Source organism: Curtobacterium sp. PhB190 (assembly GCF_004365385.1).
Classification (GTDB): Bacteria; Actinomycetota; Actinomycetes; order Actinomycetales; family Microbacteriaceae; genus Curtobacterium.
On record NZ_SODN01000003.1, the window covers coordinates 155,757 to 171,739 of the forward strand.

The following is a 15,983-nucleotide window of genomic DNA, read 5'->3' on the forward strand; positions in this document are numbered from 1 at the left end:
GATGATCATCGGCATCGGGGTCGACGTGGTGGACCTGGAGCGGTTCGAACGGGTGCTGTCGCGCACGCCGGCGATGCGTGCGCGGTTGTTCACCCCGGCCGAGCAGGTCCGCGACGGCGAACAACGGCCGATCGCGTCGCTCGCTGCGCGGTTCGCGGCCAAGGAAGCCCTGATCAAGGCGTTCGGCTCCAGTGCCGGGCTCAGCTGGCAGGACCTCGAGGTCGTGTCGGACGACCAGCGCAACCCGTCGCTGACGCTGCACCAACAGGCGCGACAGGTGGCGGATGCGCGTGGCGTGACGAGCGTGCACCTGTCGCTCTCGCATGATGGAGGCATCGCGACCGCGTTCGTGGTCCTGGAGGGAACAACGAAGTGAGTGCGTTCACCGGCATCACGGTCGATCGTGAAGCGCTGATCGAGAACTACGCGACGATCGCCGAGCAGGTCGCACCGGCCGGCGTCATCGCGGTCGTCAAGGCCAACGCCTACGGCCACGGCGCGCTCGACGCCGCACGGGCCTTCGTCGACGCCGGTGCCGAGTGGATCGGCGTCGCGGACATCGACGAGGCCGTCGCGCTCCGTCAGGGCGGCATCGACGAGGACGTCCGGATCCTCGCGTGGTTGCACGCCCCCGACGAGGACTTCCGCCGGGCAGCGCAGTACGGCATCACCCCGGCGGTGTCGAGCGTCGAGCAGTTGTCCGCCGCTGCCGACTCCGAGGTCGGCGCCGTGCACATCTGCGTCGACACCGGCCTGAGCCGCAACGGTGCGGTCGAGTCCGAGTGGACCGAACTCTTCGCGACCGCCGGGGCCCTCGCCCGTGGTGGCAACCGCACCCGTGTCGAGGGGCTGATGTCCCACCTGTCGAACGCGTCGCGCACGGACGACCTCGACCAGGACGCCGCACTGCAGCGCGCACTCGACGGCCTCGCCGCCAACGGCATCGTGCCCGACCTGGTGCACCTCGCCGCGAGCGCCGCGAGCATCGCCGTGCCGGAGACGCGCCGCGACCTGTCCCGCGTCGGGCTCGCCCTGTACGGCCTGAGCCCGTTCACCGACCGCACGTCGGCCGACCTCGGCCTCCGCCCCGCTATGCGTGTGACCGCTGCCGTGCTCCGCACCGTCGACGTCCGCGCCGGCGAGGGTGTGTCCTACGGATACACCTGGCGGGCGTCGACCGACACCCGCCTCGCTGTCATCGGCCTCGGGTACGCCGACGGCTTCGACCGCGACTTCGGCAACCGGGTCTCGGTCCGCATCGGCGACCGCACGTTCCCGGTGGTCGGCCGGGTCGCGATGAACGCCATGCACGTGGACATCGGCGACGCCGACGTCAGCATCGGCGACGAAGCCGTGCTCTGGGGTGACCCGGCGAACGGCGACCCCGCGGTCGAGGACTGGGCCGCCGCGATCGGCACCATCAACTACGAGGTGGTCGCCCGGGTCGGCCACAGCGTGCACCGGAGGACGACGTGAGCTCCGCACCCCTGCGCCAGGCACGGATCGACCTGGACGCCTACCGCGCGAACCTCGACCTGGTCCGCGAGTGGATGGACCCCGTCGCGGTCATGGCGATCATGAAGGCCGACGCCTACGGCCACGGTCTGGAGCCGATCGCGCTCGCCGCGGTGGACGCCGGCATCCGGTGGATCGGGGTGCTCACGGTCCCCGCGGCCCTGCGTCTGCGGTCGATCGGCGTCGGTGAGGACGTCCACCTCTTCACCTGGCAGCACGACCCCGCCCTGGACTTCCGCGACGCCATCGACTCCGCCGTCGACCTCGGTGTCTCGAACGTGCCGGAGCTGCGGCGCGTCATCGACGCCGTCGACCAGCGACCCGCGCGCGTGCACCTCGGCTTCGACTCCGGGCTGCACCGCGACGGAGCGACCCCGGCGGCCTGGCCAGCGCTCGTGTCGCTCGCGCTGGACGCCCAGCGCGCCGGCCGCATCGAGGTCGTCGCGGCGTACACGCACCTGGCGGAGTCCTCGGACCAGGACGACGCCGACGCCGTGGCGCTCTTCGACGCCGCCGTGGAGCAGGCCGACGACCTCGGGCTCGACCTCCCGATGGAGCACGTCGCCGCCTCGCTCGCCGGGTTGGAGCGCAAGGAGTTCCGCAAGGACATGGTCCGGATGGGCGCCAACCTGTTCGGCATCCCCGGCGCGGACGGTGTCTCGGCGGCCGACCTCGGGCTCGAACCCGTGATGACCCTGACGGCGTCGGTCGCGAAGACCAAGCGGGTGCCCGTCGACACCGGCGTCTCGTACGACTACACGTACCGCACCGCCTCGGAGACCACCCTCGCGCTCGTGCCCGTCGGGTACGCGGACGGCGTCCCCCGTCTGGCGCAGGGCCGCATCGAGGTCGCGATCGGCGGCAAGCGCTACCCGGTCGCCGGCCGTGTGGCCATGGACCAGTTCCTGGTCGACGTCGGCGACGACGACGTCCGCACCGGCGACACCGTGACCCTGTTCGGCACCGGCGAGCACGACGAGATGACCGTCCTCGACTGGGGCCGTGCGCTCGGCACCATCGGCGAGGAGATCGTCTGCCGCATCGGGCCCCGCGTGCCACGGTTCTACGAGGGCCACGACATCGAGGGACGCGTCGGGGAGTACCTGCGGGGCGACCAGTCGTGACCGGCGCCGCTCGGGTCCTGCTGGACACCGCCGTCGACGGCACCGATGCGATGGGCGAGCTCGGGGCGCGGTTGGCCGCGGTCCTGCGTGCCGGGGACCTGGTCGTGCTGACCGGGCCGCTCGGCGCCGGCAAGACGACGCTGACCCGTGGCCTCGGTGCCGCCCTCGGCGCGCGTGGCCAGGTGTCGAGCCCGACCTTCGTCCTCGCCCGGACGCACCCCACCACCGCCGGCCCGGACCTGGTGCACGTCGACGCGTACCGGCTGTCCGACCCCGTCGAGTTCGACGACCTCGACCTCGACTGGGAGGCGTCGATCGTCGTGGTCGAGTGGGGCCGCGGCATGGTCGACGGCATCAGCGACAGCGTGCTCGACGTCGAGATCACCCGTGCCACCGGTGCCGACGCCTCGGGCGCCAACGAGGCCGACGACCCCGACGACGTCCCCGACGAACCCCGCCGCGTCGTCGTCAGCGCGACCGGCCCACGCTGGGCGGGCGTTTCGCTCTGACCCTGCGGCCCATCGGCCTCACGACGTCGAACCGCAACGGCGGCGGCGTGTTCAGCCCTCGGGGACGTACTCGTGGCGGAAGCGGGGGACGACCGCAGCGATGTGCTCGAAGTCCTTGTCAGCAGCGAGCACGGTGGCGTCGTTGGCGATCGCGTACGCGGCGATCTGGGTGTCCGTGACTCCAGCGCCGCGGACGTACCCGCCCGCCCAGAGCGCCGCTTGCACCGCGAGCACGTCATCGGTGGTCGGGTGCTCCTCGGCAGACAGGTACAACGCCATGTCGGCCTGGAACTCGACGTGCTCGGCCGCAGTCCGAGCTGAGAAGCAGTACTCGAGGACCTGCGGTGGGCAGGTCAGGATGAGGTCGCGCGTCGAGATTGCTCGGAGACGGCCCGCGATCCCGGGGGACCGCCCGGCCTTCCACCACACCGAGTTGTCGACGATGTACGCGCTCACAGCCCGGCGGGGGTGTGCGGAGCTGTGTAGTGCACCGTGCTGGCAGCGATCTGCTCGTCGGTGAACTGCCGCTCGATGACCCGTTCCACCGCGGCGGGCTGACGTCGGATCGCGATGAGGGTCTGCAGTGCTCGGGTGACGACGTCGCGGTTGCTGCGCGCGCCGGTGAGTTCCTTGGCGAGGCTGAGCACGTCGGGATCGAGATCGATGGTGGTGACGGTCATGGCGGACCTCCTTCGCGGCTGCGTCCGAATATACATCGCTCTATATAGAAACGCGAGTGATGGGACGGCCCGCTGGTTCCACCGACCGCCGGAAGCCTCGTAAGCTCGTCCTCCGGTCCACCACCGGCTGGCGAGATCGCCGGAGGACGACCGACGGAGGACCGCGTGCTCGTGACGCTCTCGACCCGGGGCGAGGCTGCCCCGGACTTCTCCCACCTGCTGCACAAGCACCCCGGCCGAGCGCAGGCCTTCGACTTGAGCGTCGGGACGGCGCACGTGTTCTACCCCGCGGACAAGCCTGCGGTGTGCACCGTGGCGCTGCTGCTCGAGGTCGACTCGATCGCCCTTGCCCGGAGCAAGCGCTACGGTGCCGACACCCAGGCGCTGTCCCGCTACGTCAACGACCGACCGTACGTGTCGACGTCCATGCTGGCCCTGGCGATCGGGCAGGTGTTCCGCAGCGCGATGGCCGGCTCGAGCGAGTCCCGCCCGGAGCGGGCCGCTGCATCGATGGAGCTCGACATCACGCTGACGAGCGTGCCGAGCGAGGTCGACGAGCATGGTGTCGGGCTCGCGACCCGGCTCTTCGCGCCCCTGGGATGGGACGTCGACGAGGTCCGGCGTCCGCTCGACGAGACCCGTCCGGAGTGGGGTGACGCGGCGACCGTGGGGCTGCGGTTGCGGGGGAGCGTCCGCCTGTCCGACGCCCTCCGGCAGCTCACCGTCCTGCTGCCGGTCCTCGATGACGCGAAGCACTACTGGGTGGGTGACGACGAGGTTGGCAAGCTCCTGCGCCGCGGCGAGGGCTGGCTCGCCGAGCACCCGCTGCGGGACCTCATCACCACCCGGTGCCTCGCGCACCAGCGTTCCCTGGTGGCCGATGCGACCACCCGGTTGACCGGGTCCGAGGAGGACGCGACGACCGGGCCGGTCGCCGAGACCGAGACGACGACCGCGACGAAGACCGAGACCGAGACCGAGACCCCGCTGTACCGCCGCCGCGCCGAAGCCGTGCTCACGGCCCTCGCCGACACCGGTGCCCGGACGGTCGCGGACGTCGGCTGCGGCGAAGGTGCGTTGCTCCGGCACCTCGTTGCCGACCGCACGTTCACCACGATCATCGGCACCGACGTCGCCCCGCGCGAGCTCGAACGCGCCGAGCGACGGCTGCACCTCGACGAGGCCGGTGACGCGCAGCGTGCCAGGGTCCGCCTGCTGCAGTCGTCGGTGACCTACTCGGACGACCGCCTGGCGGGGTTGGACGCGATCGTCCTGATGGAGGTCGTCGAGCACGTCGATCCCGAACGGCTGCCGGCGCTCGAGACCTCGGTCTTCGCAGCCGCCCGACCCCGCGCCGCAGTCATCACGACGCCGAACGCTGAACACAACGTCCGGTTCGAACGCCTCGCCGCCGGACGCTTCCGGCACCCCGACCACCGGTTCGAGTGGACGCGTGCGGAGTTCCGGTCGTGGGCCACGGCGGTCGGCGACCGGCACGGCTACACGGTCGAGTTCCGCCCGATCGGCGACGACGACCTCGAGGTCGGCCCACCCACCCAGCTCGCCCTGTTCCGCCGCCTCGACGGCTCGGAGACCCGCGCATGAACGCCCACGACGACCGCGAACGCGCCCTGACGATCCCGGAGATGTCCCTGGTGCTCCTCGTCGGCACGAGCGGTTCCGGCAAGTCCACGTTCGCCGCGCAGCACTTCGGCCGGTACGAGACCCTGTCGAGCGACGTGTTCCGCGGCCTCGTCTCGAACGACGAGAACGACCAGGCGGCGACCCCGGCGGCGTTCGCGGCCCTCAAGCACGTCGCCGCGCAGCGTCTCCGCGACGGCCTGCTCACCGTGGTCGACGCGACGAACGTCCAACCGGAGGCCCGCCGCGACTTCGTCCGGCTCGCCCGCGACCACGACGTCCTGCCGGTCGCGATCGTCCTCGACGTCCCGGAGTCGGTGTGCGTCGCGCGGAACGCCGCCAGGACCGATCGTGACTTCGGCGCCGATGTGGTGCGCCGCCAGCAGGGGCAGCTCCGACGCGGGCTGAAGGGCCTGAACAAGGAGGGGTTCCGCCGGGTGCACGTGCTCCGTGGCGAGGACGCGATCGCGGCGGCGACGATCGTCCGGCAGCCGCTGCTCAACGACCGGCGCGACGAGCACGGCCCCTTCGACGTCATCGGCGACGTGCACGGCTGCCGGTCGGAGCTCGAGGCGTTGCTCGGTCGGCTCGGCTGGACGCTGCTCCGTGACGAGGCGGGCCGCCCCGTCGACGCCGTGCACCCGGATGGCCGACGGGCGCTGTTCCTCGGCGACCTCGTCGACCGTGGACCGGACAGCCCCGGCGCCCTCCGGCTGGTGATGGGCATGGTGCGGAACGGGCACGCGCTCGCGGTGCCGGGCAACCACGAGGACAAGCTCGTCCGCGCGCTCGACGGCCGCAAGGTCCAGACCTCGCACGGTCTCGCCGAGACGCTCGCGCAGCTCGCGGCCGAGTCCGAGGACTTCCGCGCCGAGGTCCGGGAGTTCTGCCGCGGACTCGTCGGGCACCTCGTGCTCGACGACGGCGCGCTCGTGGTCGCGCACGCCGGCATGCTGGAGCAGTACCAGGGCCGGGCGTCCGGTCGGGTGCGCTCGTTCGCGCTGTACGGCGACACGACCGGTGAGAGCGACGAGTACGGGTTGCCCGTGCGGCTGCCGTGGGCGGATTCGTACCGGGGTTCGGCGATGGTGCTCTACGGGCACACCCCGACGGTGGACGCCGAGTGGATCAACGGCACGATGTGCCTCGACACCGGCTGCGTGTTCGGCGGGAAGCTCTCGGCGCTCCGGTACCCGGAGCGCGAGCTCGTGCAGGTGGACGCGGAACGCGTCCACTACGAGGCGGCCAAGCCGCTCGAGCCGTTGCGTGGCCCGACCGAGTCCGGTCCGACGACGAGCGCGACGGACGGGAGGCCCGGTGCGGCCCCGTCACCACGTCGCGTCCCCGGCGTGCTCCCGATCGAGGACGTGACCGGCCGGCAGATCGTCGAGACCCGGCACCACGGGCGGGTCGGCATCCGTGCGGAGCACGCCGCCGGCGCCCTCGAGGTGATGAGCCGGTTCGCCATCGACCCACGCTGGCTGCCGTACCTGCCGCCGACGATGAGTCCCGTTGCGACGTCCGCGCTCCCTGACCACCTGGAGCACCCCGCCGAGGCGTTCACGTACTTCCGCGACCAGGGCGTGCAGTCGGTGCGGATGGAGGAGAAGCACATGGGCTCACGGGCCACCGTGCTGCTCGCCAGAGACCCGTCGCGCTTCGACGCTCCCGTCGGCTGGAACGGTGTCGCGTACACCCGCACCGGCCGGTCGTTCTTCGACGCGGCGACGACCACGACGTTCGCCGGACGGTTGTCCGAGGCGTTCGAGCGGGCCGGACTGTGGGCGGAACTCGACTCGGACTGGGTGCTGCTCGACGGCGAGGTGCTGCCGTGGGCGGTGAAGGCCGAGGGGATGATCCGCGATTGGTACGCCGAGGTCGGTGCCGCAGCCGCTGGCGCGTTCCCGACCGCCGTCGCCGCGCTCGAGTCCGCACGGGACGCCGGTGTCGACGTCGCCGACCTGCTCGACCGGACCCGCCGACGTGCGGCCGCTGCGGACGCCTACACGGCGTCCTACCGGCGGTACGCGACGCCGTCGACCGGCATCGACGAAGTCCGGTTCGCGCCGTTCCAAGTCCTCGCCGCCGAGGGGCGGACGTTCGCCGACCGACCGCACGGCTGGCACCTCGACGTGTCCGAGCGGTTGGCGGCGGCGGCTCCCGACGTGGTCCGGGCCACCCGCTCGGCCCTCGTCGACGTCACCGACGATGCCAGCCGCGCCGCCGCGACTGACTGGTGGCAGGCGATCACGGAGGCCGGCGGCGAGGGCGCGGTCGTCAAGCCCGAGGCGAACCTGGTCCGCGGGCCGAAGGGACTCGTCCAACCCGGGGTGAAGGTCCGCGGCCGCGAGTACCTGCGGATCATCTACGGGCCGGAGTACAGCGAAGCCGAGAACCTCGCTCGGCTGCGCGACCGCGACCTGCGGCACAAGCGGTCGATGGCGCTGCGCGAGTACGCCCTGGGGCTGGAGTCCCTGGAACGCTTCGTGGCCGGCGAGCCGCTGTGGCGGGTGCACCAGTCGGTGTTCGGGGTCCTGGCGATGGAGTCCGAGGCCGTCGACCCGCGCCTGTGACGCGCGCCTACGATGGACGGGTGCTCCTCGCCATCGACACCTCCGCCGGAACGTCCGTGGCCGTCGTCGACCCGGCCACCGGCACGCCCCTCGCCACCCGCGACACCGAGGACAGCCGCCGGCACGCCGAGGTGATCGGCCCGTTCCTGGCCGAGGTGCTCGCCGAGGCCGGCATCACCGGCGCGGACGTCACGGGCGTGGTCGCCGGCATGGGCCCCGGCCCGTTCACCGGTCTGCGCGTCGGCATCGTCGCCGCACGCACCTTCGCCGCCGCGGTCGGCGTCCCCGTCCTGCCACTCGTCAGCCACGACGCGGTCGCGGCCGACGAGCGCGACGGGCGACGAGACGGACCGTTCGTCGTCCTGACGGACGCCCGCCGGCGCGAGGTCTACTGGAGCGCGTACGACCAGACCGGCACGCGCGTTGCGGGTCCGGGTCTCGCCAGGCCCGCCGATCTCGACGAGGCGATCCGTGCCTCCCGGCCCGAAGCGGTGGGCTGGGACCGCGTGACTGCCCTGTCCATCCCTGCCTGGAGGCTCGGATCACTCGCCGCGGACCGCCTGCGGTCCGGCGCGGGGTTCGACCAGGACACCCCCCTCTACCTGCGGGAACCCGACGTCACGGTGCCGGGTGCGCCGAAGCGGGTGAAGCAGTGACGGTGCCGGACGGGCTCCGCCTGCGGCGGGCGCACCCGCAGGACCTCGACGACATCATGTGGCTCGAGCACGTCTCGTTCCCGACGGACGCCTGGTCGGCGTCGCAGATGTCGGGCGAGCTGTACTCGCCGCACGGGTACTACGTCGTGATCGAGACCGTCGACGACTCGGCCGCGCCGTCGGTCGTCGGGTACGCCGGACTGTCCTCGTTGGCGGGCAACCCGGTCGCCGACGTGCAGACCATCGCGGTCGCAGCCGAGCAGCGCGGCAAGGGACTCGGGCGGGTGCTCTTCACGGACCTCCTCGACGAGGCCCGTCGCCGCGGTGTGCGCGAGGTGTTCCTCGAGGTCCGCGCCGACAACCCCGTCGCGCAGTCGATGTACACGGCGTTCGGGTTCGAGCACATCGCGACCCGGCCGCGGTACTACCAGCCGGACGGCGTCGACGCGTGGGTGATGCGGGCGGAGCTGCCGGTCGCAGCAGACGCGGCGACGACGCCGACGACGACGTCGACCGTCGGCCCGATCGGACAGGAGGCGCTCGATGAGCGTGGCTGAACCACTGGTGCTCGGCATCGAGACGAGCTGCGACGAGACGGGCGTGGGCATCGTGCGGGGGAGCACCCTGCTCGCGAACGTCATCGCGTCGAGCATGGACGAGCACGCCCGGTACGGCGGCGTCGTGCCCGAGGTCGCCGCGCGGGCCCACCTCGAGGCGATGACCCCGACGCTGCACGAGGCCCTCGAGCGGGCCGGGGTCACCCTCGACGAACTCGACGCCTTCGCGGTCACCGCCGGGCCGGGGCTGGCGGGCGCGCTCATGGTCGGGGTCGGTGCCGCGAAGGCGCTCGCCGTCGCCACCGGCAAGCCCCTGTACGGCGTGAACCACCTGGTCGGGCATGTCGGTGCCGACGTCCTGCGCACGGACGGCAGTGACATCGAGCTGCCGACGATCGCCCTGCTGGTGTCCGGCGGGCACACCTCGCTGCTGCTCGTGAAGGACCTGGTCGGCGACGTCGAACTGCTCGGCGAGACCATCGACGACGCCGCGGGTGAAGCGTTCGACAAGGTTGCACGGCTGCTCGGCCTGCCGTACCCCGGCGGGCCGCAGATCGACCGCGCTGCAGCGGACGGCGACCCGAAGGCCATCCGGTTCCCCCGCGGCCTGACGCTGCCGAAGGACCTGGCCGCGCACCGGTACGACTTCTCGTTCTCCGGGCTGAAGACCGCCGTCGCCCGCTGGGTCGAGCGCTGCCGCGACGAAGGGCGCGAGGTGCCCGTGGCCGACGTCGCGGCGAGCTTCCGAGAAGCCGTCGTCGACGTCCTGCTGACCAAGGCCTTGAACGCGTGCCGCGACACCGGCGTGGACCGGCTCCTGCTCGGTGGCGGTGTGGTCGCGAACGCTCGGCTACGGCAGGTCGCCGAGGAGCGGTGCGCCGCTGCGGGGGTGCAGCTGCGGATCCCGCCGTTCGACCTGTGCACGGACAACGGCGCCATGATCGCTGCCGTCGGCGCACGCCTGGTCGCCGAGGGGCACGCGCCGAGCGACCTCGGGATCGCGGCCGACTCGACGTTGCCGGTGACGACCGTCCAGGTCTGAACCGTCCGGGCTCCGACCGGTCGGCCCTCGGGTGCCTGTGGGAGGATTCACGTGGCGTCGGAGAGACCGGGCGCCGAGAGGGGTTGACGGTGTCCGATCAGAACGAGTGGCCGAAGCCGGGCGAGACGACGCCGGGCGGCACGACCGGCGGGCAGCCCGAGGGGACGCCCGCTCCGGATGCACCGCAGGCCCCCGACGCACCCCAGGCCCCGTCGGCTCCCGAGCAGCCGCAGCAGTCCAACCCGTACGGGCAGCAGCAGCCGTCGAGCCCGTACGCGGCACCGCAGCAGCCGAACCCGTACGGTCAGCCGCAGCAGTCCAACCCGTACGGCCAGCCGCAGCCGGCGAACCCGTACGCGGCTCCGCAGCAGCCGCAGCAGCAGAACCCGTACTCGGCACCGCAGGCGCCGCAGGACCCGTACGGCGCCGCCCAGAACCCGTACGGCCAGCAGAACCCGTACGCGCAGCAGCAGGGCGGTCAGAACCCCTACGCGCAGCCGCAGCAGCAGCAGCCGCAGCAGCAGCCGTACGCGCCCGCGGGTGCCTACGGTGCGACGGGCTACCAGCCCTACGCGCAGCGCCCGAAGACGAACACCCTGGCGATCCTGTCGATCGTGTTCGGTCTCGCCGCCGTCCCGATGTGGTTCATCGCGATCCTGCTCGGCCCCGCCGGCGCGATCCTCGGCCACGTCGCGCTCGGCAAGATCAAGCAGAACGGTGAGGCCGGCCGAGCGCTCGCCCTGACCGGCATCATCGCCGGCTGGGTGATGACCGGCATCTGGCTGATCTGGATCGCCTTCATCATCTTCCTCGGCGTGATCGGCCAGAGCTCGTACTCCGACTACGGCTACGACTCGGGAACCGGCGCGTTCCTCAGCTGAGCCGCTCGCACAGGATCGCGGTGTGCCGGCCCTCCAGCCGGGTGAGCACGAGGGTCACACGACCGGTCCCGCGTAGCCGCAGGCGCTTGCGGAACTGCGCCGGGTCGACGTCGACGCCGCGCTTCTTGATCTCGACGGTGCCGATGCCGTCGGCGGCGAGCCGCGCTGCCAGTCGCTTGACGTCGAGCGGCATGGTGTCGAGCACCCGGAAGCCCTGGGCGAAGGCCGTCGACGCGGCACGGTCCGAGGTGACGTACGCGATCCCGTCGGAGAGCATGTGGCCGTCCAGGGTGCGGGCGAGGTCGCCGATGAGCCGTGCGCGGATGACGGCGCCGTCCGGCTCGTACAGGTAGGCCCCGAGCGGCCCCACCTCGGCGTCCTCGGAGTCTGCCGGGCCGGTCATCTCGGCGATGCCGTGTGCACCGATGACGGTCGCCGCTCGGCGGATGCCCGGTCGGGCGAGGGGCCCGAACCACAGCGCGAGCTCGACGACCTCGCGGTCGACGGACGTCCACTGCGCCTCGGCGGTGTCCGGGATCAGGTCGCGGTCGATGCCCGGCCCGAGCTTCACGCCGGTCGGCGTCGTCGTCGCGGTGGCGAACACGGTGTCCAACGAGGGTGACCAGTCGTCCGGGGCGGCCAGGCGACGGGTGTCCGAGTGGCCGGAGGTCCGACGTGCGGGGTCCATCCAGATGCCGTCGACGCGGGAGGCGTCGAACGAGGCCGCGTCGCCGAGTTCGACCCGGGCGTTCGGCCACACCGCGAGGTTGTGCGTGGCGACCGCCGCGGTGACCTCGTCACGGTCGACCGCCGTGACGTCGAGGTCGAGGGCCGCCATCGCCATCGCGTCGCCGCCGATCCCGCACCCGAGGTCGGCGACCCGGGTCAGCCCGGCTGCGGCGAAGCGCCCGGCGTGCTGCGCGGCGACCTGCAGGCGGGTGGCCTGCTCGAGTCCGGCCTCGGTGAAGAGCATGCGTCCGGCGAAGTCGCCGAACTTGCCACGGGCCTTCTGCCGGAGCTTTGCCTGGGTCAGGACCGCCGCGACGAGCTGCGGGTCGTGCCCCTCGGCACGGAGCCGCGACACCACCCGGACGATCTCGCCGCCGTCCGAGACGCCGGGGGTACGGTCGAGCAGGGCCATCCCGTCGGGGGTCAGCAGTGCGGCGAGTTCGGCGGCTTCCATGTCCCGATCCTCCCAGGTGCTGGATGTTCCCCTGATGTGCTGGCACTCGGATTGACCGAGTGCCAGTGTCCCCCTAGAGTTGGCGTTGGCACTCTCCTGTGCGTAGTGCCAACCCGGTTTTCATCTGTACCGAGTCCGTACCGAGAAAGAAGAGGTCACCGTGGCCGTCAGCATCAAGCCGCTCGAGGATCGCATCGTCATCCGCCAGGTCGAGGCGGAGCAGACCACTGCATCCGGTCTGGTCATCCCCGACACCGCGAAGGAGAAGCCCCAGGAGGGCGAGGTCGTCGCCGTGGGCCCCGGTCGCATCGACGACAACGGCAACCGCGTCCCGCTGGACGTCGCCGTGGGTGACAAGGTCATCTACTCCAAGTACGGCGGAACCGAGGTCAAGTACTCGGGCGAGGACCTGCTGGTCCTGTCGGCCCGCGACGTCCTCGCGGTCGTCGTCAACTGAGTCCAGTACTCCACGCGAACGCCCCGTTCGGCCTGTCGGCCGGCGGGGCGTTCGTGCGTCTGCGGGCTTCCGGCGGGTCCGTCGCGTGCACGTGCTCCGACCGGGAGGCCCGTGGCACGCCCGGCCCGTCGGTGGCCGTTCCTAGGATGGTTCCGTGAGTGAACCGAGTCCCGCGCGACCCGTCCGCAGCGAGGCATCCGTCGGCGTGGTGCAGGCGATCATCGCGTACGGGCTCTGGGGCCTCATGCCCCTGCTCTTCGCGGCGATGGCCCCGGCCGGCGCGTTCGAGATCGTCGCCTGGCGGATCGTCTTCGGGCTGGTGTTCTGCGCGGTCGCGATCGCCGTCACCCGCTCGTGGCTCCGGACCCGCACCCTGATGGCGCAGCGCCGGGTGATGGCCGTGATGGGGCTCGCCGCGGTCCTCATCCTGGTGAACTGGACCGTGTACGTCCTGGCGACCACGACCGGCCACACGGTCGAGGCCGCCCTCGGGTACTTCATCAACCCGCTCGTGACGATCGCGCTCGGCGTCGTCGTGCTCCGCGAACGCCTGCGGCCGGCGCAGTGGGCCGCGGTCGGCATCAGCGTCGTGGCGGTCGTCGTGATCGCCGTCGGCTACGGGCAGGTGCCGTGGATCTCGCTCGTGCTGGCGTGCTCGTTCGGCCTGTACGGCCTGGTGAAGAAGCGGGTCGGCGGCACGGTCGACGCGCTGAGTGGTCTGACGATCGAGACCGTGTGGCTGCTGCCGATCGCGGTCGTGGCGCTGGTCGTGCTCGGCGCGACGGGGCTCGGCGGCGGCGTGACGTTCACGAGCGAGGGCTGGGTGCACGTCCTCGTGACGGTGCTCACGGGTCCGGCGACGGCGGTCCCGCTCCTGCTGTTCGCCTCGTCGGCGCGGCGGGTGAGCCTGTCGACCCTCGGGCTGACGCAGTACCTCGCGCCCGTGATGCAGTTGCTCGTCGGTGTCGTGGTGCAGCATGAAGCGATGCCGCCCGCGCGCTGGTTCGGCTTCGGCATCGTGTGGTTGGCGCTCGTGGTGCTGACGGCGGACTCGTTCGTCGCCGCGCGGGCGTCCCGTCGCCGAGCGCTCGCACCTGCTCCGGCCGAGCCCGCCTGACGGACGCACCCCGGGCCTCCCGTCCGCCCGTCCCACACGCGAAAGCGACAGTTCCCTGCGGATGATCCGCAGGGAACTGTCGCTTTCGTGAGGTGGTGCTGGTTACTTCTTGACCGCGCCCTGGATGGCGCTCTGGTAGACGGGCTTGTTGTCGCCGTCGAACTTGTAGATGCCGATGTAGGCGCTCGACGGGTCGTTGTTGTCGTCGAACGGACCGATGCCGGACGGGCCGGTGTAGTGGATGTCCTTGCCGTCGTCGAGGAGCGCGACGCATTCCTTGAACGTGGCGCACTCGGTGCCGCCGTCCGCTCCGGAGACCGCGGCCATGTTGGCCTGGATCGTGCCCGAGTCGGTGCCCTTGCCCTTCACCGCAGCGAGCGCGGCGAGGACGGTGGCGTCGTAGGACTCCGCCGCGTACGAGTAGTCGGCGAGCGTCTTGTTCGACGAGTCCTTGTAGAAGGCGGACAGCTGCTTCTTGAAGTCGTCCTTCGGCGAGGCACCGGGGATGGTGCCCTGGGCGCCGGTCAGGGTGCCCTTGTCGAAGTCCTTCGAGTAGTCGGCCGTGTTGCCGTCGGACATGTAGATCTTCGCCGTGTTCCCCTGCGAGACGAGCTCCGGGATGATCGACTTCGTCTCGTCGAAGGCCAGGACGACGATCGCGTCCGGCTTGGCTGCGAGTGCGGCCGTCACCTCGGACGAGAACGTGGTCTGACCGGGCGGGAACTCCTGGCCCTCGCCCTTGCCGCCGTAGACGACCTGGCCACCCGAGGCCTCGACCGCGGACTGCACCGAGTTGCGGAGGCCCGTGCCGTAGGTGTCGTTGAAGACGAGGAACGCGACCTTGGCGTTGCCGTCACCGGTCACGAGCTGACCGAGCGCCGAACCCTGCACCGAGTCCGGCGGAGCGGTCCGGTAGTAGTACGACGAGTAGCCGGACAGGTCGCTCGCGGTGTTCGCGGGCGAGATCTCGACGATGCAGTTGCTGGTGAGCTGGTCGATGACGTTGAGCGTGACCGACGACGACTCGGCGCCGATCGCGACCGGGACCTTCGCGTTCACGAGCTTCGTCGCAGCCGAGCTCGACACGGTCATGTCGTTGCTGTCGCCCGAGTCCGTCGCCGGGTCGATGGTGACGTCCTTGTCGAGGACGCCGCCCGCGGCGTTGATGTCCTTGACCGCGAGGCCGACACCGGACTCGGCGGGCGGGTTCAGGTACGCCAGCGAACCGGTGAGCGGCAGGATCGTGCCGATCTTCAGTGCGTCGGTGCTGGGGGTGTCGGGGGCCTTGCAACTGGCGGCGGGGTCCTTCTTCGCATCGCTCGACGCCGAGCTGGAAGGGGAGTCGCCGCTGCTGGTGGTGGAACACGCGGCGAGCAGGACGGCTGCTGCGCCTGCCAACGCCAGTGCCGTGGTGGCACGGGTGGTTCTGATCATCCGTGGAGCCCTTTCTCTGCGCGGAGGCCGTGCCGCTTCGGGTCGAACGCGGCGCCTCCACTGGATGTCGAGAAACGTAGGGTCCCGGTGTTTCGCCCGTGTGACGGGGCGGTACGAAAAGTGTTTCGTTACCGAGCCGTGATCGTTTCTGTGCGGAGGATCAGGGATCGGCGAGCCGCGCAGCCCGCGCGTCAGCCGTCGAGTTCAGCCACGGAACGCAGCACGCAGAACTCGTTGCCCTCCGGATCGGCGAACACCACCCACCCACCGTCGTCGTGTCGGAGGTCCGCGAGTTCGGTCGCACCGAGCCCCCGCAGCCGCTCCACCTCGGCATCGCGCGTGCGGTCGGTGGGACGCAGGTCGAAGTGGATCCGGTTCTTCACGGACTTCGCCTCGGGCACCTGGATGAACAGCACCTGGTGCGAGCCGTCGGGAGCGGTGATCATGCACTCCTCGTGCCCGGGGCCGTTCGGGTCGTCGGCGATGTCGACGTAGCCGAGGACCTGCTTCCACCACTCCGACAGAGCGAAGGCGTCACGGCAGTCGATCGTGGTGTGGGAGACGGCGCTGACCATGCCGTGACACTACTGCCGGCAGACGACGAACGCCCCGCT

Annotated in this window: 17 protein-coding genes; 12 read left to right on the forward strand and 5 right to left on the reverse strand. The window is 71.4% G+C overall.

Annotated features, from left to right (window positions below):
* The first annotated feature begins 1 nt into the window (after position 1).
* The 4 genes from EDF47_RS06070 to tsaE are packed head-to-tail and all read left to right on the forward strand — an operon-like array spanning position 2 to position 3,148.
* A complete protein-coding gene (locus EDF47_RS06070) occupies positions 2-376 on the forward strand; it encodes a holo-ACP synthase (RefSeq protein WP_123293157.1) in 375 nt (124 codons plus the stop codon).
* On the forward strand, positions 373-1,476 hold the full coding sequence (gene alr, locus EDF47_RS06075; RefSeq protein WP_131877648.1) for an alanine racemase: 1,104 nt from the start codon (positions 373-375) through the stop codon (positions 1,474-1,476). The genes EDF47_RS06070 and alr (EDF47_RS06075) overlap by 4 nt, the downstream gene beginning before the upstream one ends.
* On the forward strand, positions 1,473-2,639 hold the full coding sequence (alr, locus tag EDF47_RS06080; protein ID WP_166673194.1) for an alanine racemase: 1,167 nt from the start codon (positions 1,473-1,475) through the stop codon (positions 2,637-2,639). Before alr (EDF47_RS06075) ends, alr (EDF47_RS06080) begins: the two co-directional genes overlap by 4 nt.
* Positions 2,636-3,148, forward strand: a complete 513-nt coding sequence (gene tsaE, locus EDF47_RS06085) for a tRNA (adenosine(37)-N6)-threonylcarbamoyltransferase complex ATPase subunit type 1 TsaE (protein WP_243834016.1) — start codon at positions 2,636-2,638, stop codon at positions 3,146-3,148. The genes alr (EDF47_RS06080) and tsaE overlap by 4 nt, the downstream gene beginning before the upstream one ends.
* Before the next feature lie 51 nt (positions 3,149-3,199).
* Here tsaE and EDF47_RS06090 read toward each other — a convergent pair whose 3' ends face one another.
* On the reverse strand, positions 3,200-3,604 hold the full coding sequence (locus EDF47_RS06090) for a DUF5615 family PIN-like protein (RefSeq protein ID WP_131877644.1): 405 nt from the start codon (positions 3,602-3,604) through the stop codon (positions 3,200-3,202).
* Positions 3,601-3,828 (reverse strand): type II toxin-antitoxin system VapB family antitoxin, encoded by a 228-nt coding sequence (locus tag EDF47_RS06095; protein WP_123936950.1) that lies wholly within the window; start codon positions 3,826-3,828, stop codon positions 3,601-3,603. The genes EDF47_RS06090 and EDF47_RS06095 overlap by 4 nt, the downstream gene beginning before the upstream one ends.
* 165 nt (positions 3,829-3,993) lie before the next feature.
* Here EDF47_RS06095 and EDF47_RS06100 point away from each other — a divergent pair, with 165 nt between their 5' ends.
* The 6 genes from EDF47_RS06100 (at position 3,994) to EDF47_RS06125 (ending at position 11,178) form a co-directional block, all read left to right on the forward strand.
* Positions 3,994-5,433, forward strand: coding sequence for a 3' terminal RNA ribose 2'-O-methyltransferase Hen1 (locus tag EDF47_RS06100; protein ID WP_131877642.1), 1,440 nt, complete (start codon positions 3,994-3,996; stop codon positions 5,431-5,433).
* On the forward strand, positions 5,430-8,042 hold the full coding sequence (locus EDF47_RS06105; RefSeq protein ID WP_131877640.1) for a polynucleotide kinase-phosphatase: 2,613 nt from the start codon (positions 5,430-5,432) through the stop codon (positions 8,040-8,042). Before EDF47_RS06100 ends, EDF47_RS06105 begins: the two co-directional genes overlap by 4 nt.
* A gap of 20 nt (positions 8,043-8,062) precedes the next feature.
* Positions 8,063-8,698 carry a tRNA (adenosine(37)-N6)-threonylcarbamoyltransferase complex dimerization subunit type 1 TsaB gene (gene tsaB / locus EDF47_RS06110; protein ID WP_131877638.1) on the forward strand — a complete coding sequence of 212 codons (636 nt, stop codon included), beginning with the start codon at positions 8,063-8,065 and terminating at the stop codon, positions 8,696-8,698.
* Positions 8,695-9,255 (forward strand): ribosomal protein S18-alanine N-acetyltransferase, encoded by a 561-nt coding sequence (gene rimI / locus EDF47_RS06115; protein ID WP_243698005.1) that lies wholly within the window; start codon positions 8,695-8,697, stop codon positions 9,253-9,255. Before tsaB ends, rimI begins: the two co-directional genes overlap by 4 nt.
* Positions 9,242-10,297: a tRNA (adenosine(37)-N6)-threonylcarbamoyltransferase complex transferase subunit TsaD gene (gene tsaD / locus EDF47_RS06120; RefSeq protein WP_131877636.1), complete on the forward strand. Its 1,056-nt coding sequence runs from the start codon at positions 9,242-9,244 to the stop codon at positions 10,295-10,297. The genes rimI and tsaD overlap by 14 nt, the downstream gene beginning before the upstream one ends.
* An 89-nt stretch (positions 10,298-10,386) precedes the next feature.
* Positions 10,387-11,178, forward strand: coding sequence for a DUF4190 domain-containing protein (locus EDF47_RS06125; protein WP_133937324.1), 792 nt, complete (start codon positions 10,387-10,389; stop codon positions 11,176-11,178).
* Here EDF47_RS06125 and EDF47_RS06130 read toward each other — a convergent pair.
* On the reverse strand, positions 11,171-12,361 hold the full coding sequence (locus EDF47_RS06130) for a class I SAM-dependent methyltransferase (RefSeq protein WP_133937322.1): 1,191 nt from the start codon (positions 12,359-12,361) through the stop codon (positions 11,171-11,173). The two genes, EDF47_RS06125 and EDF47_RS06130, sit on opposite strands and share 8 nt — an antisense overlap.
* Before the next feature lie 160 nt (positions 12,362-12,521).
* On the opposite strand from EDF47_RS06130, the gene groES reads away from it, so the two are divergent.
* A complete protein-coding gene (groES, locus tag EDF47_RS06135) occupies positions 12,522-12,818 on the forward strand; it encodes a co-chaperone GroES (RefSeq protein WP_110893972.1) in 297 nt (98 codons plus the stop codon).
* Between the two features lie 154 nt (positions 12,819-12,972).
* Positions 12,973-13,935 carry an EamA family transporter RarD gene (gene rarD / locus EDF47_RS06140; protein ID WP_185094108.1) on the forward strand — a complete coding sequence of 321 codons (963 nt, stop codon included), beginning with the start codon at positions 12,973-12,975 and terminating at the stop codon, positions 13,933-13,935.
* Between the two features lie 102 nt (positions 13,936-14,037).
* Here rarD and EDF47_RS06145 read toward each other — a convergent pair whose 3' ends face one another.
* Both EDF47_RS06145 and EDF47_RS06150 read right to left on the reverse strand, forming a co-directional pair.
* The gene (locus EDF47_RS06145; protein WP_123936943.1) at positions 14,038-15,369 is read right to left on the reverse strand and encodes an ABC transporter substrate-binding protein; all 1,332 of its coding nucleotides are present in this window, start codon (positions 15,367-15,369) and stop codon (positions 14,038-14,040) included.
* 191 nt (positions 15,370-15,560) lie between these two features.
* Entirely contained in the window at positions 15,561-15,944 is a 384-nt protein-coding gene (locus EDF47_RS06150) for a VOC family protein (RefSeq protein WP_131877630.1), read from the reverse strand.
* Positions 15,945-15,983: the final 39 nt, after the last annotated feature.